Source organism: Peptoniphilus sp. oral taxon 836 str. F0141 (assembly GCF_000179335.1).
In the GTDB taxonomy this organism is placed as follows: Bacteria; Bacillota; Clostridia; order Tissierellales; family Peptoniphilaceae; genus Peptoniphilus_A; species Peptoniphilus_A lacrimalis.
Window position 1 is genome coordinate 21,896 of the sequence record NZ_AEAA01000124.1, and the last position, 23,110, is coordinate 45,005.

Here is a 23,110-nt window from a genome sequence, read left to right on the forward strand (position 1 = left end):
AAGGCGGGATTTTTTTATAATTAAAGTTCATATTTTCCCAAACTAATATATCTTTTATTATTAACAAATCCCTCTATTTCAATTAAAAATTACCTATGCTATAATATTAATGTAATGTAATATACTATATATGGGGTTAATCATGAAACGTTTTTTTAAGTTTACAATTTCGTCAATTTTGTCTTTATGGGTCTATTCCTTATATACAATGGTTGACGGTTTTTTTGTGGCTAATTATGTGGGAGAAATACAATTTTCAGCCGTAAATATTTCTATGCCCCTGGTTACTCTGCTTTTTGCCCTGGGTATTCTTTTCTCTATAGGAACTCAGGCAATAGTTGGTTATGAGCTGGGCAAAAAGGAATTTGATATTGCAAATACAGTATTTTCAACTGGTCTTATTAGTCTTGTAATTGTTGGTATTATTGTATCCATATTGCTTAAAATATTTTTAATTCCCATTTCAACCATATTAGGTGCTAATAATTTGACTCACAATTTTATTTTAGAATATTTGGGAATAATACTTGTATTTGGCGTGTTTTTTATGGTTACCTATCAATTAGAAGTTCTTGTAAAAGTGGATGGATATCCCCAACTTGCGGTTGCTTCTGTGGTTGTAGCTGCTATATCTAATATTTTTTTAGATTATCTATTTATTGTTCCTTTAAAAATGGGAGTTTTTGGAGCTGGTCTAGCTACGGGAATGAGTCAAATTGTTTCAACTGTTCTTATGCTTTCTCATTTTATTTTAAAAAAAGGTAGGCTGAGATTTTCTAAAAAACTTGATTTTTCAAAATTAAAAAAAATAATACCCCTAGGTTTTGGTGATTCCATTTCTGAACTTTCAATGGGTTATACTGTTTTTCTTTTTAATAATGTTCTTTTAAGAAATTTTGGTCAAAGGGGTGTAATTGTTTATACAGTTTTATCTTATATATCAACCTTTGGTCAATCTACAATGTCTGGAATCAGTCAGGGGCTTGCTCCTTTATTTGCATATGATTATGGCAGAGCTTATTACTCTTACATAAAAAAATCTCTTAAAAGAGGTTTGATATTTGTTACAAGTATCGCAATAATTCTAATACTTATATGCTACTTTTTCTCCAGAGATTTATCACTTATATTTTTAAGTGATGATGTTGAACTTTTAAACTTGGCAGACAAGGCTCTGAAGAAATACGCCTTAGCCTTTTTGTTTCTTGGTGCCAATATTTTAATGGTTACTCTTTTTGCCTCTCTTGGAAAGGGAAAAATTGCAACTATAATCTCTCTACTTAGAACTCCTATAAATATAAGTATGGTTATGTTTTTGTATGAAAAATTCTCAGGTGGAGATAATATATGGTATGTTTTGGCAATATCAGAATTTATTACCTTTATTGTTGCCCTTGCACTTTTAAATAAATTTATTTTAATACCTTTAAATATTGAAATAAATGAAGATAACTAATTTGTAAGAATAATTTATTACAGGTGTTGAGATGAAAAGAAAGAAAAAATATATAATTTTATCAATTATAGTGCTTTTAGCTAGTGCCTATTGCTACAATTCTTATAAAAATAATCCCAAAAAAATTATTGCTCAAGCATTTTATTCCCTTGACGATAAAATATTAATATCTATAGATAATTTTTTCCCTAATATAGGATTAAAAAATATGGCTGATAAAATAAGTGATTCTGGGAATTTTACTTTTTCCCTTTTGGGAAATACAGAAAATTCAAATAATGATAAGATTAATATTATTTATACTTCTGATGCCACTAAAAAGGAAAAATATTTGTATTATAATAAGGTTGAGGACAAGAATATTAATGAATATAGTGAGAAAATTATAAACTCAGATATTTATATCGCCTATCCTCAAATATTTGATAAAAGTTTTTACATAGACAAAAATACTGCTGAAAGCTTTTCAAAAAATAATAATGTTTCTAAGGATATGGGCTGGGATTTTAGTAAAGAAGAAAATTTTTCCTATCCTAAAAGCTTTCAGGACTTAAAGGTTGATTTAAAAAAATATGTAGCAAAAGAATGGGTAGACTTTATTAAGACCACAAGGGTCAAAAGACTTGATGATAATTCTTACCAACTTATTTTAAATAGTAAGGATTCCAAATCTCTTTTCTTAAAAACTTTTGAATATCTTAAGGAGAAAAACTCTTACATTTTTGACAGATACCCTAATATTTCAATAAGATTTAATAGACTTATGGAAAAAATAGAGGATAATTCTATTATTATCCTAAATGTTAGTATAGATGAGAATAAAGAAATAAAAAAAATATATACAGCAGATAATAAATACTTGCTAGATTTCACTAATGGATTTAATTTTAAATTTCCAACAATATCTCTTGATTTTATAAGAGAAAATTATGAAAACAGAAACATGATTAAAGGCTACTACAAGGGAAAGTTTTTTAGAATTTCATACTATCCACAAAACTATAAAATATTAGCCTGGAATAGGATAGATAGGTTTCAAGTTAAATTTGATTCCTTAGAGAAAAATTATTATTTTACTTCAAAAATCAATGTAGAAGGACCATATAAATATAAAGATATTAAATTCAATTTTTATGCCTTTGCAAAAGATATAAAGGCTGATAAAGATTTCATTAAGATTTTAAAAATTGATGAGAATGATTGGCAAAAATTAAAAATGAAGTTTCCAAAAAATTTCTTTAAAGAAAATCTCAATTTATATTAATGTAAAAATTAATTTTATAAGATTAATAAAAAATAGACAAAAATTTTAAAATATTTTGTTTATTTTTTTTATTTAGGGTATAATATAAATACCAAGAACGGTAACTCATTAGTGCGATAAAGAGAACGCATCTTGGTGGCTCGAATCATGACAATTACATCCTATATCAAAAAATATTTATTTTGTGACTTTAATCATTATTTAGTTCTTGAAATTAAATTTAAAGATGTTAGATTTTAAATATTTATTTAAAACTAATAGTCCAGATATAAATTTTAAAATTAGTAAAGATTTTAAAATTTTATCAGAGCTTATTTGTAATATGATTAACCTTTACTAAAATTTTAATTAGCATAGGTAGTTGTGTTTATTATATTTAAGGATAAACTTATCAAAAATTTAATTAAGAAATTAAGCAAAATAGAGAGATTAAAGACCAGAACAGAATAATATGTGCTAAAATTTATCAGTCATTGACTTTGATATAAATTAAATTTAAAACATTTAGGTTTTGAATTGTATGTTAAAAGTTTCTGAATATAAATTAAATTCAAATTTGTTGATTATATAAAAAAATTTACAGTATTATTTATATTGATAAGACTTTTAGATGGCTACAAATTTTGAGAGTTAGAAATTTGAGTATTAGCATAATAAATTGTCCTAATCATATAAGTTTAATAGTCGAAGGTAATAGGTGATAGAATAAGTGATAGAACCAGAAAATTTTCATAGGATGGAATTGCAAATGAGTCTTTATTAAGAATGAATAATTATTATTGGTTATAGTAAGGTCTATAAAATAATTATTCATTCTTTTTATTTTATAAAATATTTTATTTTCTATATATACTAATGAAAATATTATGTCAATAATATATAATAGATATTATTCTTGGAGGTATTTATGAAAGCTGTTATAACTATTATTGGAAAAGATAAACCTGGTATAGTTCATGAATCTACTGGGCTTTTAGTTAAATATAATATTAATATTATTGATATCACCCAAACAATATTAGAAGATTTCTTCACAATGATTATGATTGTTGATATTTCTAACTTAGGTGATAAATTTGAAAATTTAATCAATGATTATGATATTTTATCAAAAAAATTATCTGTTAAGATAAAAGTAATGCATGAAGATATTTTCAATGCTATGCACAAAATTTGAGGTTTTTTTCTTATGAATAATAAAGATAATATTCTAGAAACTATAAATATGCTGGATAATGAACTTTTAGATATCAGAACTGTCACTCTAGGCATTTCTCTTCTTGATTGTATAGATCCAGATATCAATAAGTCTTGTAAAAAAATTTATGAAAAAATAAATAGAATTGCATATAATTTATTAAACGTAACAGAAAGAATTTCGCAAAAATATTCTATTCCTATTATCAACAATAGAATTTCTGTAAGTCCAATATCTATTATAGGTGCTGCAACTTCAGAAAAATCTTATGTACCCTATGCAAAGATTCTTGATAAAATCGCCCATAATTTAGGAGTGGATTTTATTGGTGGTTTTTCTGCCCTGGTCCAAAAGGGATACACAGATTCTGATCTTGTTTTAATAAATTCTATTCCTCAAGCTATGGCAGAAACTTCTTTAGTTTGTTCTTCTGTAAATATAGGCTCAACTAAATCAGGCATAAACATGGACGCCTGCAAAAAAATGGGTGAAATTGTTAAAAAAACTGCAGAACTTACTAAAGATTCAGATTCATCTGGTTGCGCAAAGCTAGTTATTTTTGCTAACGCAGTAGAGGATAATCCTTTTATGGCTGGAGCATTTCATGGAGTAGGTGAAAAAGATTCCACAGTAAATATTGGAGTTTCAGGTCCAGGAACTGTTCTTGGTGCCTTAAAAAAAGTGAAGGATAAATCTTTTACAGAAGTTTCTGAAACTATCAAAAAAACTGCCTTTAAAATAACAAGAATGGGCGAACTTGTTGGAAAAGAAGTTGCAAAAGAGCTTAACATTCCTTTTGGCATAATTGATTTATCTCTAGCCCCAACCCCTGCCGTAGGCGATAGCGTTGGAAGAATTTTAGAAGAAATAGGAGTAGAACACGTTGGCGGTCATGGCACAACTGCTGCTCTTGCTATGCTAAATGATGCTGTGAAAAAAGGTGGCATCATGGCTTCTTCTCATGTTGGTGGACTTAGCGGTGCTTTTATTCCTGTTTCAGAAGATGAGGGTATGATAGAAGCAAGTCAAAATAAATATATTTCCTTTGATAAACTTGAAGCCATGACATGTGTATGCTCAGTTGGTCTTGATATGATTGCAATTCCTGGTTCAACTCCTAGTGAAACTATAGCTGCAATTATTGCAGATGAAGCCGCTATTGGTGTTATTAACGGAAAAACAACTGCCGTAAGACTTATCCCCGTTATAGGTAAAGATGTAGGACAAAGTGCTGAATTTGGTGGATTATTAGGTCATGCACCTATAATGGACATTGGAAAAAGCAAATCAACTAATTTTTCAAATCGTGGTGGCTTTATACCAAGCCCCATTCATTCATTTAAAAATTAAAAAATTATGTCAAGTAGTCTTTTACTTGACATAATTTTACTAATGTTTTAAAATATTTTTATTATGTCCACGTAGCTCAGTTGGATAGAGCACACGCCTCCTAAGCGTGGGGCCGGAGGTTCGACTCCTCTCGCGGACGCCACAAATCACTTGCATTAGCAGGTGATTTTTTTTCACAATTTTTTAAAATTTACAATAAACTGCTTAGAGAAATGAATAAAAGATTTGAGGCTATTTTTGCTAATAAAGATCTGTTTAAAATAATCATATATTAAACTTTTATTAAACCTACCTAAAGCTTATAATTAAAAATAAGGTATATACGATTTATAATTATAAAGGAGAAAAACCAATGAACAAAAAACTAATTTCAACCATTACACTGAGTGCTATTTTAATAGCACCTACAAATATTTTGGCAAAGACTTTTAGTGATGTTAATAATAATGACTGGTTTTACAGTGTTGTAAATGAATTATCAGACAAAGGCATCATTTCAGGTTATGAAGATAATACATTCAAACCACAAAAAGCAGTATCCTATGCTGAATTTTTAACACTACAAAACAACTCAATAGGAGAAAAACAAAGTCCTGATTACAAAAACTCAGAAGAATGGTACAAGCCAACATTTGATTATCTAAAACAAAAGGGAGTAATTACAAACATCCAAAACCCAAACGCAGAAATCACTCGTAACGAAATGGCAAAATATTTGTCATTAGGACTAGAAAAATTAAAAAATCAAAAGATAGATACAACAACACCAGCAAGTATAAAAGACTTTGATAGCATTCCAAATGAATACAAAGATTTGGTGGCAAGTGTAGTAAATGCTGGACTTATAAAAGGTGATGAAAACCAAAACTTTAATGGTAGTAAATCACTAACAAGAGCAGAAACAGCAGTAATAATAAAAGGCTTAGGTGGTGGTACATCAACACCTACACCAAACAAACCAGACCCAAAACCACTAGCACAAGGAACTTTTCCTTTACCATTAGAAGGTAAAGACAAATATGGAAAGCCATATAAAATTCAACAAGCAATAGTAGACAAATACCCAGAAAATAGGCCAACAGCATTTGACAATGACCCAGAAATCACAGATAAAATAAAGAAACAACCAATCGTAAACCCAGACTTACTACAAGAATACGGACAAGCATACTTAGATAGGGTAAATGGTATCATTACAGATCCAAATGCACGCTGGTATGGTTGTTATGAAAAATGGGCACCAGAACTAATTAATGGAAACATAAAAAATGAATTGGATGGGGACAGATTAATGGAAGAAGATAGAAAAAATGGCTTGACACCACTATCTGATTTGGACTTTAGTAAAATGTCTGAAAAAGAATTACAAGATTATTTATAAAAATAACCAAAATGACTATTAATGACACATTTTTAAGAAGATAATAAGGCAACACCGCCTTTCTACAAAACAAATAAGAAAAAAAGATATTAGTAAAATGTCCAAAAAAGAATTGAAAAATTATTTATAACTAAGAAAAATTAAAATAAATAGTAAGCAGATTAATTGCCAAAAAATTTTTTAATTAATTAGATTTTTAATAAATAAATTATAGTAAAATTAGAGTTTTGAAAAGTGATTTATATTTTGTAAGTCTTGCAATGCTGTATTTTCCAATATTTTAACAGCTATACAAACCTTTATAAAATTGCGTCCTATTTATTTTTCTTGCAAAGTATTTTCTGTATTTTTGCTCACAGTTTCTACTTCTTTTACAAATGCCACAAAAGGTCAGCTTTTGAACTGACCTTTTATTTTCTATTTTTTAATTTTTAAGCATCTGACCTTTGGAATGAATTTTTCATACCCATAGATGCAGTGTAAAGTATTGAATCTAAATATTTATCTGTTCTTTCTTTTAAATAATCTGCCATCTCTTGATTTGCTTCTTCTAATAGTTTTTGAACATCATCATTTTGTCCTTTAATTTCTTTGAATTTTTTGTCATATTTTTTAATGATGTAATGTCCTTTAGCTGCGATGTCACTTTGATATTCTTCTACATCTGCTGCTGTTTCTTGAAAATGTGCATCAGCCATAGTTGCTATAATTCGATTTACCCAATAAAAATTTTCTGTCGTTACCTTTAGTGTAGTATTTTTCAGATATTGGGGTGTATCTTTTATATTTGCATAAAAAGGTGCTATTGCATTAAATACGTTAGAACCGAATGCCAACCATTCTATTGCGCTTATTTCTTCGTCTACATAGGGTCTTATTTGAGTTAAAGCAAGAACATCTGAACGGTTTATGCCAATTGGTCTAAATCTTCCGCTTTGTGATTTATCACCATATATCATATAGGGGTCATAAGGTGTAAGTTCATAGTGATTTGAGAATGCTGTTTTTAATTCTTCTATGGTTATCTTTTTTTCAGGAACCATAGACCATGGTAAATTATTGCTAGTAGGCAAAAATTCAGCATCTTGACCATCCCAAATATAAGAATTTCTGTTGAAATATCTATATATAGCCCAGGCGCGGGGAGTGTTGTATAAAAGATCATTATAGGTGTCACTTCCAAAAGCTTCTCTTGGGTTAAATTGACCATTTAAAGTTCTATTAAGATGATTTTCTTCTATAAATTCTTTTAGGTCATCAGAACACATATAATTTATTTTTTTATCAAAGGCATCATCGAAATCAAAGTCATCAATACCGAATTGATTTGGCATTACAACATAAACATCATCTGGTACTCTTTTGGCTATCCAATGATGTCCTCCTATTGTTTCAAACCACCAAATATCATTCACATCTTGAAAAGCTACACCATTACTTTCATAAGTTCCATATTCTTCTATTAATTTTCCAAGCCTTACAACTCCTTGACGGGCATTTTCAATATAGGGAAGGGTTATAACTACAAAATCTTCTTCGCCTATACCACCTTTTTTAACTACTCCTTCTTCGTATTCTATTAAGGGGTCTGCTCCTAAAACTCTTTCATTTGTTGTTATAGTTTCTGTTGCTGTCATTGAAACATTTTTTTCGTTAACACCACAAGCACCCCAAACACCTCTCCATTTTTTTACGTTTGGTAGGCAGGTGTATGCCATAGATTTTTCTGGTAATTTAATTTGACAATCAGTTCTAACAGATTTGTAATCTATAGGTTGTTCTTCAGGGCTTACAACTATAAATTTTTTAGCCTTAAACATACCTGAACCTGAATCTTCTATACGACCAACAAGGGTAGAACCGTCATAACTTGCATTTTTGCCTACAAGAATTGTAGTACACATAATATCATCCTTTCACAATTTTATATTAAATTATTTTGTTATTTATATTTCCCAATAATTTTTTTATAAATCTAAGAGTTGAATTATATTAATTACTGGAACTTCATAAGGGTGATTTTCTTTTATTATCTTTAAAGCTATATCCTTATCTTTTTCTCTTATCCTAAATTCTAACTTATCTTCACAAAGCTCTTCTATTTTTCCAACTTCTCCTATATAGGGGTTTGCTCCTTTAAGTGGTCTAAAATGACCTTTTACACTTGTTTTGGAATAACAATAATCATAGGAACCATCCCTAAGTAAACCTCTATCATTAAGGGCCTTAATTAAAATTTTGGAACTTTCTTGTGGAATAAAAACTTCAAATTTATAATATTTCATAGTATCACCTTAATTAATTATACATAAAAATGTTTGAAATACCTATATTTGGGATATAAAAATTATAGGAGGTAATTATGTTTAAATTAATTATTAAAATTTTAGTAAGTGCACTAGCTATTTTGGTGGCTTCATGGCTACCAGGAGGTTTTAAGGTTGATAGTTTTGGTGTAGCTATTAGCGCTGCCGTTGTGATTGGATTACTTGACTGGGCAATAAATAGATTCACAGGAATTGATGCTTCACCATTTGGTAGAGGTAGTGTAGGTTTTATTGCAGCTGCAATTATTCTTTTCATAACAGGTAAATTGGTTGATGGTTTCCACGTTACTATTATTGGAGCAGTTGTTGGTGCCGTAATTTTAGGAATTGTTGATATCTTTATTCCTGCAGATAAAAGACCAATTTAAAAAATTTAAGTTAAAATTTTTTAAATATAAAAAATGGAAGAAGGCTCATAGATTTTTGATTAAAAAATTTTTATGGAGTCTTTTTTTTTATTTTGGTGAGAAATTATAAAAAATATTTTTATTTGAAATTTATCCCATAAAAAAATGGTCCAAGTTTTATTTCTCAGACCATATTTTTATAAACTCATCTTTACCAAGGATATTTGATAAAGATCACTTTAATCAATTGTTTGATATTTATTTATTATTTTTTCTATTAATTTAGAATTTCTTCTATTTAAAGCATACCACTTATTATCAACTCTAATTACTTGTCCGCTTTTTACGAATTCAATTTTTTTACCTGAGTTGAAATAAACATTGATATAATTTATAGTATCTGCAGAAGTATCTCTGTTGGATTTTTTTCCTCTTAGTTTGTTCAATGAGTATACAATTTCCTTAATTTCTTTATTATTTTTTATAGTTTGCATAACCTGACTTTTATTTGCAATAATTTCTATATAATCTACATCTTTTACTTCAATATCTACCAATTTATTTCTGGAAGATATTATTGAAGTCCCAACAAATAGAAGTATAACAAAAAATAAAATTAAAATTATTTTCCACAAATTACTCTTCTTTTTATTTTTTCTCATTATATTTCTAAAACCCCGTTCATGAAAGTATAAGCACGACCTCCGACTCTCACTATACCGTCTTTTTCCTTGTACTGAGCAATAACTTTAGAAACTCTATCCACATAGGTTCCTTGTGTTGAATATATCACATTTGATTTAGTGTATGAATTATTATGAAGATAATACATAGTAGCAGCAGTTGATGTACCTGATCCTGTTTCTTCGTTAACTCCTATAACAGGAGAGAATGTTCTTTGATGAATATTTATCCCATCTTTAGTAGTAAATACATGGTAGGAAATTATGTCTTCAATTTCGGAAAGCTTCTTTGCTTCTTTAAAATCAACTTGAACATTTTTTAAAATATCTTCATTTTTAACAGGAATTATTATATCGCAAAGTCCTGTAGAAATTTTTTTAGGCATACAATCTACATAGGGTAGACCTATGTCTTCTTTTTTTAAACCTAAAATAGATAAAACTTTATCCAAATTTTCAACTTTCTCTTCATTTTTCATCTTCAAATTCATATAGATATTTTTAATCTGATAGTTTTCGTATTCTAATTCTACACTTACCTTTCCTAAGGCTGTAAATTGCTTTATTTTGTTTATTCCTTCTTCAATAGGTAATATATATTCATTTTTAGCTATTGCATAAAAAGTTGCCATTGTGGCATGACCACAGAGTTTTATTTCTCCATGAGGAGTATAAAATCTAGTTTCATAAACACCAGTATCCATTCTTCTTATAAATACTGTAACTGATTGATTAATATCCTTAGCTATATTTAACTTTTCTTCTTCAGTTAAATCTCCTTTATCAATAATTACACCTGTAGAATTGCCTTTAAAGGGCTTATCTGTAAAGGCGGAAACCAAGTACATATTATAAAATCTAGTCATCTTTCTAAATTTCCTCCCAATATTAAATCACAAATTCTTTCTAGATCTTCTTCACTATAATATTCTATTTCCAGTCTTTTATGTTTACCTCTACCTTTAAAATTGACTTTAGTAGATAGGTGAGAACTTAATCTATCTTTAATATCTCTTGTAAAAATATCTAGCTTTTCATATCTGTTTTTTGAAGTGTTTTTTTCAGTTTTTGATACAGAAATTGAGTTTTTAACTATTTTTAAAGCCTCTTTATACTGCTTTTCCTTGTCTTTTATGGCTAGGAGAGCTTTTCCGTGAGATTGGGATAATTCTCCATTTAGTATCAAATCAATTACCCTAGAATCAAGATTTAAAAGTCTTATAGTATTTCCAACATATTGCCTTGATTTACCTATCTCTTTAGCTAAATCTTCCTGTTTTAAATTATATTCATCTAACAAATATCTAAAGGCTTTTGCCTCTTCTATTGGGTTTAAATCTTCTCTTTGTATATTTTCTATTAAAGAAATCTTATCAGAAATTTCTTCATCAACATCTTTTATTATTGCAGGTACCTTTTCTAATCCAGCAATTTTAGCTGCTCTTAGCCTTCTTTCGCCAGAAACTACTATATAAGAATCACCATTTTCTTTTACAAGTAAAGGCTGAATTATTCCATAATTTTTTATAGATTCTGCCAATTCATCCAATGACTTTTTATCGAAAACTTTTCTCGGTTGGTCAGAATTTCTTTCAATTAAATTTATATCTATATATAAAAAGTTTCTTTCCTTATCCGAATTAATAATTTGTGCTATATTTTCTTCAGATGATAAAAAATTTCCTATACCTCTACCTAATGACCTTTTTTTTGTCATACTTCACCTTCTATCTCTTTTGCTAAGTTCAAATAAGCTTTTGCTCCTTTTGAGAGAGGGTCATATTGGAGAATAGTCATTCCAAATGATGGAGCCTCTGCTAATCTTACGTTTCTAGGAATTATTGTTTTGTAAACTTTTCCTTTAAAGAAATTTTTTACTTCCTCAACAACTTGCAGTGAAAGATTAGTCCTGCTGTCAAACATACACATTAAAACTCCACCAATTTCAAGGTTTGGATTAAAATTATCCTTTACAAGATTAATTGTATCCATAAGCTGACTTACTCCCTCTAAGGCATAATATTCACACTGAACAGGAATTATTATATAATTAGACGCAATCAAACTCATCATTGATAATATCCCTAAAGATGGTGGGGAATCTATTAATACATAATCATAATCATTTATAACAGGTTCAAGGGCATTTTTTAACTTAAATTGCCAATCTCCACCTTTTGCAAGTTCAATTTCAACTCCAGAAAATTCTCTATTTGCAGGTATAATATGGACATTTTCATAATTAGTTTTATAAAGGGCTTTGCCATTATTTTCCATCAAAAAGTCATATATCATAAGGTCAAAATCATAGAATCCTAATCCCGATGTGGAATTTCCTTGAGGATCCATATCTACAATTAAAACTTTCTTACCAATTTTTGCAAGGGCATGAGAAAGATTTACGACAGTAGTTGTTTTCCCAACTCCACCTTTTTGATTAAATACAGTAAATACACTCGCCATTTCAAACCTCACTTCTATATTAATAATAACAGATTTACAAATTTTTTTAAATAGATAAAAATTTAAAAAATGCTCCGTATGGAGCATTAATTTTTTTAAGCTCCACGTGGAGCATTTATTAATTTATAAGGGTTTACTTTTTGGTTTTCCACCTTGCCTCGGGTATTTCATAGGTGTTGGTTTTATTTTCTTTGTTATCAATAAATAATGTTTAATGTCCAAAGGTAAATCAATTTCCATAACTTCTATTAATTTGCCACCTAAAATATTAAAGGTATTTGAAACTTCTTTTATTTCTTCATTATATTCTGGACCTTTCATAGCTATGAAATAGCCTCCAACTTCTACAAAGGGAAGTGCATATTCAAGTAGAGTTCTTAATCTTGCAACTGCTCTTGAAGTTACTAATTGAAATTTTTCTCTATAGTCTTTATCAAAGGCTAATTCTTCGGCTCTAGCGTGTATAGCTTTTATATTTTTTAAATCAAGCTCTTCTATTGCTTTGTTTAAAAAAACAATTCTTTTATTTAACGAATCTACAAGAGAGATATCTAGATCTTTTTTATATAATTTTAAAGGCACACCAGGAAAGCCTCCGCCTGTCCCTAAATCTAATATTTTCATATTATCTCTTATAAGACCCGTCTTAAAGATAGAGAGAGAATCTAAATAATGCTTTACATTAAATTCATCTTCATCTACAATTCTTGTTATATTTGTTATTTTATTATATTCTAATAAAAATTTTCTGAATTTTTCAAAATCTTCTATATTTTCATTATTAAGTTTATAATCTATAAAATAATCTTTAAGCGTCATGCCTTCTCCTTTGACTTTCTAAATATATCAACAAAACATTGATATCTGCAGGAGAAACTCCTGTTATTCTTCCTGCTTGACCTATAGATTCCGGTCTTATATCTGATAATTTTTCTCTTGCTTCAAGTCTTAAACCATCAATCTTTTTATAATCTAAGTCTTTAGAAAGCACTCTGTTCTCCAATTTTTTATATTGACGAATTTGTATCTCTTGTTTTTTAATATATCCCTCATATTTGATTTCAATTTCAACATTGTCAATAATATCTTTTCTAAGTTTTGGCCTATCTTTGTCTAAATCTGCAAGTTTTTCGTAGTTAAGCTCAGGTCTTCTCAAAAGTTCAGTAAGGGTTAAAGAATTTTTAAGCTCAGTTGAATTTAATTTTCTAATTATATTATTATTTTCTTCAGTTGGATTTATTCGGATACTTCTTACCCTATCAAGTTCCTTTTCTATATTTTCTTTTCTATAAAGGTATTTTTTATATCTATCTTCATCTACAAGCCCTAAATCGTAACCAATTTGAGTAAGTCTTAGATCAGCATTATCTTGTCTTAATGTCAGTCTATATTCAGCCCTAGCAGTCATCATTCTATATGGTTCTTTTGTGCCTTTTGTTACTAAGTCATCAATTAAGACACCAATATAACCTTGGGACCTATCAATGATAAAGGGTTCTTTTCCTTGAACTTTTAAAGCTGCGTTTATTCCAGCAACAAGCCCTTGTGATGCTGCTTCTTCATATCCACTTGAACCGTTAATTTGACCAGCAAAAAATAAACCTTCATAGTCCATGTGTTCCAAATTTCTTTTCAATAGAGTTGCATCAATTGCGTCATATTCAATGGCATAGGCTGGTCTTAATATCTTACAATTTTTTAAGCCTATAATTTCCTTATAAAATTCATTTTGAACTTCAACTGGTAAAGAGGATGATACTCCTTGGATATACATTTCATCAGTAGTTAAGCCTTCTGGTTCTATAAAAACTTGATGAGAGTTTTTATCCTTAAATCTTGTAACCTTATCTTCAATAGAAGGGCAATATCTTGGACCTTTTCCTGTAATATCTCCAAGGCTTAATGCACTTCTATTTATGTTATCCCTGATAATTTGATGACATTTTTCTGTGGTATATGTCAAATGACAAAGCTCTTGGTCAATATTCATATCTTTATCATAGTTTTTAAAAGAGAAGGGAACGATCTTCTCATCTCCTCTTTGTTCCTCCATACAGGAAAAATCTATTGATGATCTCAATACTCTTGCGGGTGTTCCAGTTTTTAATCTCATTAATTTCATAGAAAAATCTTCTTCTAAAGATTTTGAGAGTTCATTTGCAGGTCCAAAACCAGTCGGTCCAGATGAATAATTAACCTCACCCATATAAACCCTACCTCTTAAGTAGGTACCTGAACACAAAACTACTGTTTTTGCCTTGTATCTGGCCCCATTTCTTGTTAAAACACCACAAACCTTGTTGTCTTCTTTTAAAATCCTTACAGCTTCATCTTCTTTTAAATCAAGATTTTCTTGATTTTCCAAGACTCTTTTCATTGTTTCATGATATTTTCTTTTATCAGCTTGTACTCTTAAAGAATGGACAGCAGGCCCCTTAGAAGTATTTAGCATTCTTGATTGAATAAAAGTTTTGTCAATGTTTATAGCCATTTCTCCGCCTAGAGCATCAATTTCTCTAACTAAATGACCCTTGCCAGTACCACCTACATTTGGATTACATGCCATATTAGCTACAGCATTTAAATTAATACATAAAATTAAAGTCTTGCAGCCCATTCTAGCGGCAGCAAGACCTGCTTCACTTCCTGCATGACCTGCTCCGATTACTATACAATCATAATCTCCAGCATCAAAATATTTTACTTGTGTCATAAGTCCTACTTCCCAATACAAAATTCACTAAAAACCCTGTCCAAAACATCTTCAGTGGTAATTTCACCTGTGATTTTTGAAATCTCTTCCAGAGCTTCTTCTAAATTAACTTCAACTAAATCTAAAAAAACTTCATTTTCCAAATCTAGTCTTGTTTCTTCCATTGTTTTCAAAGCTTTCTTTAAGGCATCTATGTGCCTTATATTATTGACATAGACTTGGTCTTTTTGAATAATTTCTCCTGAAAAGAACATATCTTTTATTGCATTTTCTACAAGCTTAATTTCTTCAGGATTTCTAACTGAAAGTTTAAGGTAATCTCTATCATTTAATAATTCTTTTATATCCTCATCACTAACTCTAGCTTGTAAATCATCTTTATTCATAATGAAAAGTGCTTTTTTATTTTGAATTAAATCTAAAATTTCCCTGTCATCTTTATTAAAAGGCCTAGATAAGTCAAAAATAACAATTACAAGATCAGCTTCCTTAATCTTATCTCTTGCAATTTTAACACCAATTTTTTCTACTTCATCATCAGTTTGTCTGATCCCTGCAGTATCTGTAACCTTAAGTAATAAACCATCTAGATTGATATAATCTTCTATTGTATCTCTTGTTGTTCCGGGTATATCTGTTACTATGGCTCTTTCATATTTAAGCATTCCATTTAGAAGTGAAGATTTACCTACGTTAGGCTTACCTAATATTAATGTGTTTATTCCTTCTCTCAAAAGTTTTCCTCTGCCTGCATTATTTAGAAGTTCTCTTATATTTAAAGTAATCTCATCATTTCTTCTTTTTAATTCATCATAAGTGGCATCTTCAACCTCATCTTCAGGAAAATCAATATTAGCAACAATAAGAGCCTGCATACCTACAAGATTTTTTTCAATTTTTTCTACTTCTTTGGAGATGCTACCCTTTAATTGTTTCATGCTTATATCAAAAGAATCTTCTGTTTTTGCTTTGATTAAATCAATTACAGCTTCAGCTTGGGATAAATCAATTCTTCCATTTAAAAATCCTCTTTTTGTAAATTCTCCTTTTTGAGCAAGCCTAGCTCCATTAGCTAAAAGTAAATTTAAAATTCTTCTTACAGCAACAATACCTCCATGACAGTGAATTTCGACAATATTTTCTCCACTGTAGGAATGAGGTCCAAGCATTTTTACAGCCAAAACCTCATCAATAATCTTATCATTGTCATAGATGTGACCATAAATAAATTTTCTATTCTCGCTATCTTTTAACTTTTTTTTGCTTTTAGCCTTGAAAATTTTGTCTACAATTTCAACAGAATTATCTCCGCTCGTCCTTACAATGGCAATTCCTGCCTCGCCGACAGCAGTTGAAATGGCAGCTATTGTGTCATAAGTATCCATAAAGCTCCTTTAAAATAAAAAGGGACTTTTAAGGTCCCTCTAATCAATACTTTCTTTCTTTTTGAATAACAACTTTTCTGTAAGGATCCTTACCCTCAGAATGTGTAATAACACCTTCGTAATCTTGAAGTGCTTCATGAATTATTTTTCTTTCATAAGCATTCATAGGTTCAAGTCTTATGGACCTATTGTTTCTTATTACCTTATCTGCCATTTTAATGGCAAGTTCCCTTAAAGTTTGTCTTCTTTTTTCTCTATAACCACTGGAATCAAGGTTAACCTTTATATATCTTGAACTGTGTTTATTAACAATTAAATTTAAAATATATTGTATAGAATCAAGAGTTACGCCTCTTTTTCCAATAATGATTCCGAGTTTATTTTCATCACCTATAATATTTACACATAAAACATTATCTTCTAGACCTAAAGAAAGGTCTGCTTCTAAGCCAAGGACATTTATAATTTTATTCATAAACTCCCTGGCAACTTTTATAATATTTTCATTTTCTTCATCTAAATCTAAACTTGCTTCATCAGAAGTGTTTTTTTCATCACTTGAATCAACATATGAAGAAAAATTATTTTCTATTTCTTTTTCAGGTTTTTCCTGTTCTTGGCTCTTCTCTGGTTCAATATCATTATCAAATATTTCTTTTAAAATGTCACTTGTAGATTCTTCTTTTTTAGTGACCTTTACAGTAGCATCTTTGGTACCTATAATACCCAAAAATCCTTTTGTAGCTTCTTCTAAAATTTCGATATTAGCTTCTTCTTTTGAAATATTTAATTCTTTTAGAGCCTCATTTACGGCTTCATCGACATTTTTTCCCGTTTTAATTACGTAATTCATTAGACTCCTCCACTGATTTTTTTACAAAATTATTAACTACAAGTTGTTGAACAATAGCAAAAATATTAGATACTGTCCAATAAATAATTAGTTCAGCTTGTAAAGTTCTACCCATAAAGAAAATCATAATAGGCATTGCAACCATCATTGAATTCATCATAGATTTTGCTTGATCTTGACCTGCTCCTGCTGCTGGAGATTTAGTAGCTAAATAACTTGTAAAAAATGTTGTAATAGCAGCTAGTGCTGGTAATATCATTGTCTTATCAGCAACTCCTAAATTACTTATATAAAAGAAATTTTTATTCATTGCTTGATAAAAACCCGCTTGACTAAAAATATAAGTTTGTGGTTTATAAAAACAACGATAAAAACCAAATAAAACTAACAACTGTACAATCATTGGTAAACATCCGCTAAGAACATTATAATTAGCACTTTTATATAGTTGTCGTTGCTTCATAGCAAGAGTCTGTGGATCATTTTTATATTTCTTTTGGATCTTTGCTATCTCTGGTTGTAGTTCAGCCATTTTCTTTTGATTTTTCATCTGTGATATAGTTAATGGTAAAACTAATATCTTTAAAATTAATGTAGTAATAATAATAGAAAGAGCATAATAAGAAATATTTGTAGGTTCATTAGGTATAATTTGAGCTATAAGATTATAGACATAACGAATAAATATACCTAAAACAACACTAATCGGTTTTGTCATTTATCCCTCCAAAATTTAGATAAGAGGATCGTAACCACCTTTGTGAAAAGGATGGCACTTACTTAATCTTATAAGTGTAAGGTAAGTTCCTTTAAAAAAACCATACTTTTCATAGGCTTCAATACTATATTGTGAACAAGTCGGTGTAAATCTACAGTGGCTTCCAGGCAATAAATATCTAGATATAACCCTTTGGTAAAATTTAATTAAAAGCACACAAATATTTTTCAATTTTTCACTTTCCTTTGTCTTTTTAAAACATTCAAAAAGTCTTTTTTAAAATCTGTAAAGTCACAATCTACTGCTTCTTTTTTAGCAACAAAAACATAATCATAACCCTTATAGATTAAAGGATACAAATCCCTATATATTGCTTTAAATCTTCTTCTTACAAAATTTCTCTTACAAGCATTGCCTATCTTTTTTGTAGTAGTAAAGCCAGCCCTTGCTATATTTAAATTATTCTTTTTTGTAAATAAAGTTATATATCTGCAAGAAGATATTTTTTTAGCCCTATAAACCTTTTGATATTCACTATTTTTTCTTATAAAACAATCCCTATCCATTTAAAATTAAGCTGAAAGTCTCTTTCTTCCTTTTCTTCTTCTTGCTTTAATTACATTCCTTCCTGCTCTAGTTCTCATTCTTGCACGAAAACCATGCTCTCTTTTTCTTTGTTTGTTTTTTGGTTGAAAAGTTCTCTTCATAATCTCACCTCTTTCATCCTTAAAATTATATGTATGAATTAGCAATTTGTCAAGAAATAATGTCATTTTAACCCTAATAACAGAGTTAGCTTGTTGATAAGTTATAGTAAATTTGTTAAAATATATGTGGATAATTATTTAATCTTGTGGAAAATTTAAAAATTGTTAATAAATATATTTATTAACAGTCTGTTAATAACTTGTTGAAAACTTTAATAGATTTTTTGTTTTCTTTATTTATTCACAGTTTAATTTATATTATTAAATATTTTTTGAAATTTAATAAAAATTTTTCACAATTTATGAACATTTGTGGATAAGTCTATACTCTATTTTTATTCACAAATATTAAATTGTTAACAGGAGGCTATATGGATAATGATTTTTCCACTATTTGGGAACTTTTTTTAAAAGATATTGAAAAAAAATCCATGTCATCTGTTACATATAATACTTGGTTTTCCAGAATGTTGCCTAAATCCTGGGATTATGAAAATAAAAAAATAATAATTAGTGTACCATCTCAATTCATAAGAGATTATTTAGTAAACAACAAGAGGCATTTTGATTTGGTTAAGAAGTGTCTTTTTGAAGTTACAGGGATTGACTTTGACCTAAATATTATTTCTGAAGATGAAGCAAAAAATGTAGTTTTGAATAAAAATAATGATAGCTTTGATGATAATTTTCAAAGCACTAGATTGAATCCAAAATATAGTTTTGAGTCTTTTGTAGTAGGTAAATCTAATGAATTTGCCCATGCTGCTTCTCTTGCAGTTGCAGAAAATTATGAAGATCCCAGAAAGTCTTATTCAAATCCCTTATTTATTTACGGAGGAGTGGGACTTGGAAAAACTCACCTTATGCACGCGATAGGTAATTTTATTATTAATCAGGACCCCACAAAGAAAATATTATATGTAACAAGTGAACAGTTTACAAATGAATTAATAAATTCAATTCAAAAAAATAAGAATGAAGAATTTAGAAATAAATACAGAAAAGTAGATTTACTTCTAATTGACGACATTCAGTTTATAGCTGATAAAGATAGGACTCAAGAAGAATTTTTTCATACCTTTAATGAGCTTCATGAGGCTAATAAACAAATAGTTTTGACATCAGATAAACCTCCTAAAGAAATTAAATCTTTAGAGGATAGGTTAATCTCAAGATTTGCCTGGGGACTTGTGGTAGACATTGGTCAACCAGATCTTGAAACTAGAATTGCTATATTAAGATCTAAAGCTAATGTTGAAGGTTTTGATGTTAGTGAAGATGTAATTAATTATATTGCTGAAAATGTAAAAAGTAATATAAGAGAGTTAGAAGGAGCTTTATCAAGGGTTGTAGCTTATTCTAAGCTTACAAGCGGAGATATTTCAATAGAAAATACAGCTATAGTTTTAGCAGATATTTTTGAATCTAAAAAGAAGAAAGTTATAAATGTAAAACTTATAAAGGAAGTTATTTGCAAAGAATTTGATATTACAATCAGTGATATTGATTCTAAAAAAAGAACTAGACAGATAGCTTATCCAAGACAAATAGCTATGTATATAACTAGACAAATAACAGATCTTTCTCTTCCTAAAATTGGAGAAGAATTTGGAGGGCGTGATCATTCAACAGTTATTCATGCATATGATAAAATAGAAAAGGATATGCAGGAAGACCCAGTTTTTAAAATTAAAGTTAATGATATTATAAAAAAAATAAAAATGTAGTGAATAAATAATAAAAGTATAAGTAACTTATCCACAAGTTATTAAAATAAACTTTTTTAATATTTGGAATTTTCTGATACTTATACACATATTAACAAGCCCTACTACTATTACTAATTAATATACTTTATTCAGGAGGAAAAAATGAAATTTAAAATTAATAGAAAGGATTTAGCTAAACATATTTTTATAGTTCAAAGAGCAATCTCTGCTAGAACCACTATGCAGATATTAGAAGGAATTCTGATTAAATCAAAGGACAATAAAATAAGTTTAACTGCAACTGATACAGAAATATCAATTGTCACAGAAACTTCAGCTCTTGTTGAAGAAGAAGGTCAAATAGTTGTTAACGGAAGACTATTTGGAAATATTATTAGAAAATTAAATAATGATGATATATTCATAAAGGTTGAAAACTTCAACATGAATATAAAATGTGGTAATTCTGAATTTAATATTTCAGTTCAAAATGCTGAAGGATATCCTGCTCTTCCTAATATTAAAAAGGATAAAGTATTTTCTCTTTCTGTAGATGAATTAAAATCAGCAATTAGAAAAACATCTTTTGCTGTATCACTTGATGAAACAAGAATGGAATTTACGGGAGTTTATATGGACTTTTTACAAGACCATATAAATTTTGTAGCCCTAGATGGTTTTAGAATGGCTATAATGAAAATAAATAAAAATACAGGATTTACATCTTCAGCTATAGTTCCATCAAGGTCCTTTGTAGAACTTGAAAAAATATTAGATGATGATAAAAAAGATATAGTTATAAATTTGGAATCAAACAATATAGTTTTTGAATTTGGCAATACAGTATTTTATTCAACTCTAATAAGTGGCAAATTTTTTGACTATGAAAATTTATTAAGAGATTCCTATAAAATTCAAACAAGTGTAATAAGAAGTGAATTTCAATCAGCCTTTGAAAGAGCTTCTCTTCTTGCAAGAGAAGATAGAGCAAATTTAGTAGAGATGACTTTAAATAATGAAGAAATATATATTGATTCTAAATCTGAAATTGGAAATGTTCATGAAGTAATAAATTGTTCACAAATTGGTGAAAATTTAAAGATAGCTTTTAATTCAAGATATATTTTGGAAGGCATAAAGATTATGGAAACAGATAATATAATTTTAAATTTAACTGATTTTATTAATCCTTGCATTATAAAAGAAGAAGATAATGAAGATTATATATATTTAGTTCTTCCTGTAAGGTTAGCACAATGATGAAAGAAAAAGTAATAATTAATGATGAATATATAAAACTAGATTCCTTTTTAAAATTTCAAGGTTTAGTTGAAAGTGGAGGATTTGCAAAACAAGTTATAAAAGAAGGTCTTTGCAAAGTTAATGGTGAAGTTGAATATAGGCGTGGCAAAAAACTTTATCCAAAAGATATTGTAGAATTTCAAAATAAAGAATATGTAATAGGTGAGAAATGAACCTAAGCTTTATAGGTCTATATAATTTTAGAAATTATAAAAGTTTAAAATTAAATACCGGTCCCAAAATTAACATTATTTATGGTAAAAATGCAAGTGGGAAAACTAATCTTTTAGAAGCTATTTATATGACATGTAAAGCATATTCATTTAAAAATCCCAGGGATAATGATTTAATAAATTTTTCAAAAAATGAGGCTTGTATCCTGGGAACTTATGAAAATAATTGCTATAAAGACAATTATAGGATAGAGATCACAAGAAATAATGTAAAAAAATATTTTATTAATGAACAAAAAACAAATTCTAAAGATTTTAGACAAGCAAGACATATAATTTTATTTTCACCTGTGGATTTAAATATTATAAAAAATTCCCCATCGGATAGAAGAAGATTCATAGATGAGAGTCTTTCAAACATAGATCTTTCTTATGATTATTATTTATCTCAATATAGAAAGATTTTAATGGAAAGAAATAAACTTTTAAAAATTTCTAAAAATATGTCTTTGCTTGAAATTTATGATAGAGAATTGTCAAAAATTGGCTCAAAAATAATTATTATGAGGTTAATAGCTATAAAAGAGCTTAATAAATATGCGAATAAGCATTACCAAAATCTCTCAAAAAATGATAGATTAAAAACTACTTATCTTTCAACCATTCCTCTATCGTCAAATGAAGAAGAAATAAGAGAGAATTTTTATAATTTTTTAAAATTAAATCAATATAAAGATTTTCAAAGAAAAAATACAAGTATAGGTCCTCACAGAGATGATATAGATTTTAAAATTAATGATAAATCAACAAAAGCTTTTGGCTCACAAGGCGAACAAAGAAGTGTAGTCTTATCCCTTAAACTTTCTGAATTTGATTTAATTTATAAAAAATTTAATGATAAGTCTATACTTTTATTAGATGATGTCTTTTCAGAATTAGATGAAAAAAGGACTATGTATCTTTTAGATTCAATTAAAGATACACAGACATTTATTACAACTACTGAATTTAAAGATTATTTTAAAAATTTAAATATCAGTTCTTACAATATAGAAGATATAAATAAAGAATAGGAGAAATA

24 protein-coding genes and 1 tRNA gene are annotated in these 23,110 nt (G+C 28.5%); 11 read left to right on the forward strand and 14 right to left on the reverse strand.

The features are described 5' to 3' along the window. Positions 1-142: 142 nt before the first annotated feature. The 6 genes from HMPREF9131_RS07075 to HMPREF9131_RS07100 all read left to right on the forward strand — a co-directional run bounded on the left by HMPREF9131_RS07075 (position 143) and on the right by HMPREF9131_RS07100 (position 6,649). Entirely contained in the window at positions 143-1,456 is a 1,314-nt protein-coding gene (locus HMPREF9131_RS07075) for an MATE family efflux transporter (RefSeq protein ID WP_232202603.1), read from the forward strand. Between the two features lie 31 nt (positions 1,457-1,487). Beyond that, positions 1,488-2,720 carry a hypothetical protein gene (locus tag HMPREF9131_RS07080; protein ID WP_009346156.1) on the forward strand — a complete coding sequence of 411 codons (1,233 nt, stop codon included), beginning with the start codon at positions 1,488-1,490 and terminating at the stop codon, positions 2,718-2,720. Positions 2,721-3,627: 907 nt separating this feature from the next. Beyond that, positions 3,628-3,897, forward strand: coding sequence for an ACT domain-containing protein (locus tag HMPREF9131_RS07085; protein WP_004824309.1), 270 nt, complete (start codon positions 3,628-3,630; stop codon positions 3,895-3,897). 12 nt (positions 3,898-3,909) lie between these two features. After that, a complete protein-coding gene (locus tag HMPREF9131_RS07090) occupies positions 3,910-5,268 on the forward strand; it encodes a PFL family protein (RefSeq protein WP_009346189.1) in 1,359 nt (452 codons plus the stop codon). Between the two features lie 65 nt (positions 5,269-5,333). Beyond that, positions 5,334-5,410 (forward strand) — tRNA-Arg (locus tag HMPREF9131_RS07095). Positions 5,411-5,620: 210 nt separating this feature from the next. Beyond that, entirely contained in the window at positions 5,621-6,649 is a 1,029-nt protein-coding gene (locus HMPREF9131_RS07100) for an S-layer homology domain-containing protein (RefSeq protein WP_009346141.1), read from the forward strand. Positions 6,650-7,080: 431 nt separating this feature from the next. On the opposite strand, the gene HMPREF9131_RS07105 is transcribed toward HMPREF9131_RS07100, so the two are convergent. Next, positions 7,081-8,553, reverse strand: a complete 1,473-nt coding sequence (locus HMPREF9131_RS07105; RefSeq protein ID WP_009346170.1) for a C69 family dipeptidase — start codon at positions 8,551-8,553, stop codon at positions 7,081-7,083. 63 nt (positions 8,554-8,616) lie between these two features. Next, positions 8,617-8,934, reverse strand: a complete 318-nt coding sequence (locus HMPREF9131_RS07110; RefSeq protein WP_009346146.1) for a hypothetical protein — start codon at positions 8,932-8,934, stop codon at positions 8,617-8,619. Between the two features lie 77 nt (positions 8,935-9,011). On the opposite strand from HMPREF9131_RS07110, the gene HMPREF9131_RS07115 reads away from it, so the two are divergent. Beyond that, positions 9,012-9,344, forward strand: coding sequence for a phage holin family protein (locus tag HMPREF9131_RS07115; RefSeq protein WP_009346147.1), 333 nt, complete (start codon positions 9,012-9,014; stop codon positions 9,342-9,344). Between the two features lie 218 nt (positions 9,345-9,562). Here the strand turns inward: HMPREF9131_RS07115 and HMPREF9131_RS07120 are convergent, their stop codons facing one another. The 12 genes from HMPREF9131_RS07120 to rpmH all read right to left on the reverse strand — a co-directional run bounded on the left by HMPREF9131_RS07120 (position 9,563) and on the right by rpmH (position 18,845). Then, positions 9,563-9,985 carry a hypothetical protein gene (locus tag HMPREF9131_RS07120; RefSeq protein WP_009346167.1) on the reverse strand — a complete coding sequence of 141 codons (423 nt, stop codon included), beginning with the start codon at positions 9,983-9,985 and terminating at the stop codon, positions 9,563-9,565. Continuing rightward, on the reverse strand, positions 9,985-10,872 hold the full coding sequence (locus tag HMPREF9131_RS07125) for a PhzF family phenazine biosynthesis protein (RefSeq protein ID WP_009346157.1): 888 nt from the start codon (positions 10,870-10,872) through the stop codon (positions 9,985-9,987). Before HMPREF9131_RS07125 ends, HMPREF9131_RS07120 begins: the two co-directional genes overlap by 1 nt. Beyond that, positions 10,869-11,723 (reverse strand): ParB/RepB/Spo0J family partition protein, encoded by an 855-nt coding sequence (locus HMPREF9131_RS07130; protein WP_009346194.1) that lies wholly within the window; start codon positions 11,721-11,723, stop codon positions 10,869-10,871. Before HMPREF9131_RS07130 ends, HMPREF9131_RS07125 begins: the two co-directional genes overlap by 4 nt. Continuing rightward, a complete protein-coding gene (locus HMPREF9131_RS07135; RefSeq protein ID WP_009346165.1) occupies positions 11,720-12,469 on the reverse strand; it encodes a ParA family protein in 750 nt (249 codons plus the stop codon). The genes HMPREF9131_RS07130 and HMPREF9131_RS07135 overlap by 4 nt, the downstream gene beginning before the upstream one ends. Before the next feature lie 123 nt (positions 12,470-12,592). After that, entirely contained in the window at positions 12,593-13,288 is a 696-nt protein-coding gene (gene rsmG / locus HMPREF9131_RS07140) for a 16S rRNA (guanine(527)-N(7))-methyltransferase RsmG (RefSeq protein WP_009346175.1), read from the reverse strand. Then, positions 13,278-15,182, reverse strand: coding sequence for a tRNA uridine-5-carboxymethylaminomethyl(34) synthesis enzyme MnmG (mnmG, locus tag HMPREF9131_RS07145; protein WP_198002577.1), 1,905 nt, complete (start codon positions 15,180-15,182; stop codon positions 13,278-13,280). The genes rsmG and mnmG overlap by 11 nt, the downstream gene beginning before the upstream one ends. 5 nt (positions 15,183-15,187) lie before the next feature. Continuing rightward, positions 15,188-16,567 carry a tRNA uridine-5-carboxymethylaminomethyl(34) synthesis GTPase MnmE gene (gene mnmE / locus HMPREF9131_RS07150; protein WP_009346140.1) on the reverse strand — a complete coding sequence of 460 codons (1,380 nt, stop codon included), beginning with the start codon at positions 16,565-16,567 and terminating at the stop codon, positions 15,188-15,190. Positions 16,568-16,610: 43 nt separating this feature from the next. Then, positions 16,611-17,420, reverse strand: a complete 810-nt coding sequence (jag, locus tag HMPREF9131_RS07155) for an RNA-binding cell elongation regulator Jag/EloR (RefSeq protein WP_009346193.1) — start codon at positions 17,418-17,420, stop codon at positions 16,611-16,613. Then, the gene (locus HMPREF9131_RS07160) at positions 17,404-18,138 is read right to left on the reverse strand and encodes a YidC/Oxa1 family membrane protein insertase (protein ID WP_009346132.1); all 735 of its coding nucleotides are present in this window, start codon (positions 18,136-18,138) and stop codon (positions 17,404-17,406) included. The genes jag and HMPREF9131_RS07160 overlap by 17 nt, the downstream gene beginning before the upstream one ends. A 15-nt stretch (positions 18,139-18,153) precedes the next feature. Further along, complete coding sequence (gene yidD, locus HMPREF9131_RS08305) at positions 18,154-18,369, reverse strand: membrane protein insertion efficiency factor YidD (protein ID WP_004823744.1); 216 nt, start codon at positions 18,367-18,369, stop codon at positions 18,154-18,156. After that, positions 18,366-18,704 carry a ribonuclease P protein component gene (gene rnpA / locus HMPREF9131_RS07165; protein ID WP_009346178.1) on the reverse strand — a complete coding sequence of 113 codons (339 nt, stop codon included), beginning with the start codon at positions 18,702-18,704 and terminating at the stop codon, positions 18,366-18,368. The genes yidD and rnpA overlap by 4 nt, the downstream gene beginning before the upstream one ends. 6 nt (positions 18,705-18,710) lie before the next feature. After that, positions 18,711-18,845 carry a 50S ribosomal protein L34 gene (gene rpmH, locus HMPREF9131_RS07170; protein ID WP_004823743.1) on the reverse strand — a complete coding sequence of 45 codons (135 nt, stop codon included), beginning with the start codon at positions 18,843-18,845 and terminating at the stop codon, positions 18,711-18,713. Between the two features lie 371 nt (positions 18,846-19,216). Here rpmH and dnaA point away from each other — a divergent pair, with 371 nt between their 5' ends. The 4 genes from dnaA (at position 19,217) to recF (ending at position 23,102) form a co-directional block, all read left to right on the forward strand. Beyond that, positions 19,217-20,572, forward strand: a complete 1,356-nt coding sequence (gene dnaA, locus HMPREF9131_RS07175) for a chromosomal replication initiator protein DnaA (RefSeq protein ID WP_009346187.1) — start codon at positions 19,217-19,219, stop codon at positions 20,570-20,572. 144 nt (positions 20,573-20,716) lie between these two features. Beyond that, on the forward strand, positions 20,717-21,814 hold the full coding sequence (gene dnaN, locus HMPREF9131_RS07180; RefSeq protein ID WP_009346173.1) for a DNA polymerase III subunit beta: 1,098 nt from the start codon (positions 20,717-20,719) through the stop codon (positions 21,812-21,814). Further along, a complete protein-coding gene (locus tag HMPREF9131_RS07185; RefSeq protein ID WP_004823735.1) occupies positions 21,814-22,029 on the forward strand; it encodes an RNA-binding S4 domain-containing protein in 216 nt (71 codons plus the stop codon). The genes dnaN and HMPREF9131_RS07185 overlap by 1 nt, the downstream gene beginning before the upstream one ends. Then, positions 22,026-23,102 carry a DNA replication/repair protein RecF gene (gene recF / locus HMPREF9131_RS07190; protein WP_009346191.1) on the forward strand — a complete coding sequence of 359 codons (1,077 nt, stop codon included), beginning with the start codon at positions 22,026-22,028 and terminating at the stop codon, positions 23,100-23,102. Before HMPREF9131_RS07185 ends, recF begins: the two co-directional genes overlap by 4 nt. Positions 23,103-23,110 lie beyond the last annotated feature (8 nt).

Excerpts from the sequence above, each read along its gene's own strand:
- HMPREF9131_RS07120 (WP_009346167.1), bottom strand. The coding sequence starts at position 9,985 with ATGAGAAAAAATAAAAAGAAGAGTAATTTGTGGAAAATAATTTTAATT.
- HMPREF9131_RS07085 (WP_004824309.1), top strand. The coding sequence starts at position 3,628 with ATGAAAGCTGTTATAACTATTATTGGAAAAGATAAACCTGGTATAGTT.
- HMPREF9131_RS07160 (WP_009346132.1), bottom strand. The coding sequence starts at position 18,138 with ATGACAAAACCGATTAGTGTTGTTTTAGGTATATTTATTCGTTATGTC.
- HMPREF9131_RS07090 (WP_009346189.1), top strand. The coding sequence starts at position 3,910 with ATGAATAATAAAGATAATATTCTAGAAACTATAAATATGCTGGATAAT.
- HMPREF9131_RS07125 (WP_009346157.1), bottom strand. The coding sequence starts at position 10,872 with ATGACTAGATTTTATAATATGTACTTGGTTTCCGCCTTTACAGATAAG.
- rnpA (WP_009346178.1), bottom strand. The coding sequence starts at position 18,704 with ATGGATAGGGATTGTTTTATAAGAAAAAATAGTGAATATCAAAAGGTT.
- dnaN (WP_009346173.1), top strand. The coding sequence starts at position 20,717 with ATGAAATTTAAAATTAATAGAAAGGATTTAGCTAAACATATTTTTATA.
- HMPREF9131_RS07100 (WP_009346141.1), top strand. The coding sequence starts at position 5,621 with ATGAACAAAAAACTAATTTCAACCATTACACTGAGTGCTATTTTAATA.
- HMPREF9131_RS07130 (WP_009346194.1), bottom strand. The coding sequence starts at position 11,723 with ATGACAAAAAAAAGGTCATTAGGTAGAGGTATAGGAAATTTTTTATCA.
- rsmG (WP_009346175.1), bottom strand. The coding sequence starts at position 13,288 with ATGACGCTTAAAGATTATTTTATAGATTATAAACTTAATAATGAAAAT.
- mnmE (WP_009346140.1), bottom strand. The coding sequence starts at position 16,567 with ATGGATACTTATGACACAATAGCTGCCATTTCAACTGCTGTCGGCGAG.
- HMPREF9131_RS07075 (WP_232202603.1), top strand. The coding sequence starts at position 143 with ATGAAACGTTTTTTTAAGTTTACAATTTCGTCAATTTTGTCTTTATGG.
- HMPREF9131_RS07185 (WP_004823735.1), top strand. The coding sequence starts at position 21,814 with ATGAAAGAAAAAGTAATAATTAATGATGAATATATAAAACTAGATTCC.
- recF (WP_009346191.1), top strand. The coding sequence starts at position 22,026 with ATGAACCTAAGCTTTATAGGTCTATATAATTTTAGAAATTATAAAAGT.
- rpmH (WP_004823743.1), bottom strand. The coding sequence starts at position 18,845 with ATGAAGAGAACTTTTCAACCAAAAAACAAACAAAGAAAAAGAGAGCAT.
- HMPREF9131_RS07110 (WP_009346146.1), bottom strand. The coding sequence starts at position 8,934 with ATGAAATATTATAAATTTGAAGTTTTTATTCCACAAGAAAGTTCCAAA.
- mnmG (WP_198002577.1), bottom strand. The coding sequence starts at position 15,182 with ATGACACAAGTAAAATATTTTGATGCTGGAGATTATGATTGTATAGTA.
- HMPREF9131_RS07105 (WP_009346170.1), bottom strand. The coding sequence starts at position 8,553 with ATGTGTACTACAATTCTTGTAGGCAAAAATGCAAGTTATGACGGTTCT.
- HMPREF9131_RS07080 (WP_009346156.1), top strand. The coding sequence starts at position 1,488 with ATGAAAAGAAAGAAAAAATATATAATTTTATCAATTATAGTGCTTTTA.
- HMPREF9131_RS07135 (WP_009346165.1), bottom strand. The coding sequence starts at position 12,469 with ATGGCGAGTGTATTTACTGTATTTAATCAAAAAGGTGGAGTTGGGAAA.
- jag (WP_009346193.1), bottom strand. The coding sequence starts at position 17,420 with ATGAATTACGTAATTAAAACGGGAAAAAATGTCGATGAAGCCGTAAAT.
- HMPREF9131_RS07115 (WP_009346147.1), top strand. The coding sequence starts at position 9,012 with ATGTTTAAATTAATTATTAAAATTTTAGTAAGTGCACTAGCTATTTTG.
- dnaA (WP_009346187.1), top strand. The coding sequence starts at position 19,217 with ATGGATAATGATTTTTCCACTATTTGGGAACTTTTTTTAAAAGATATT.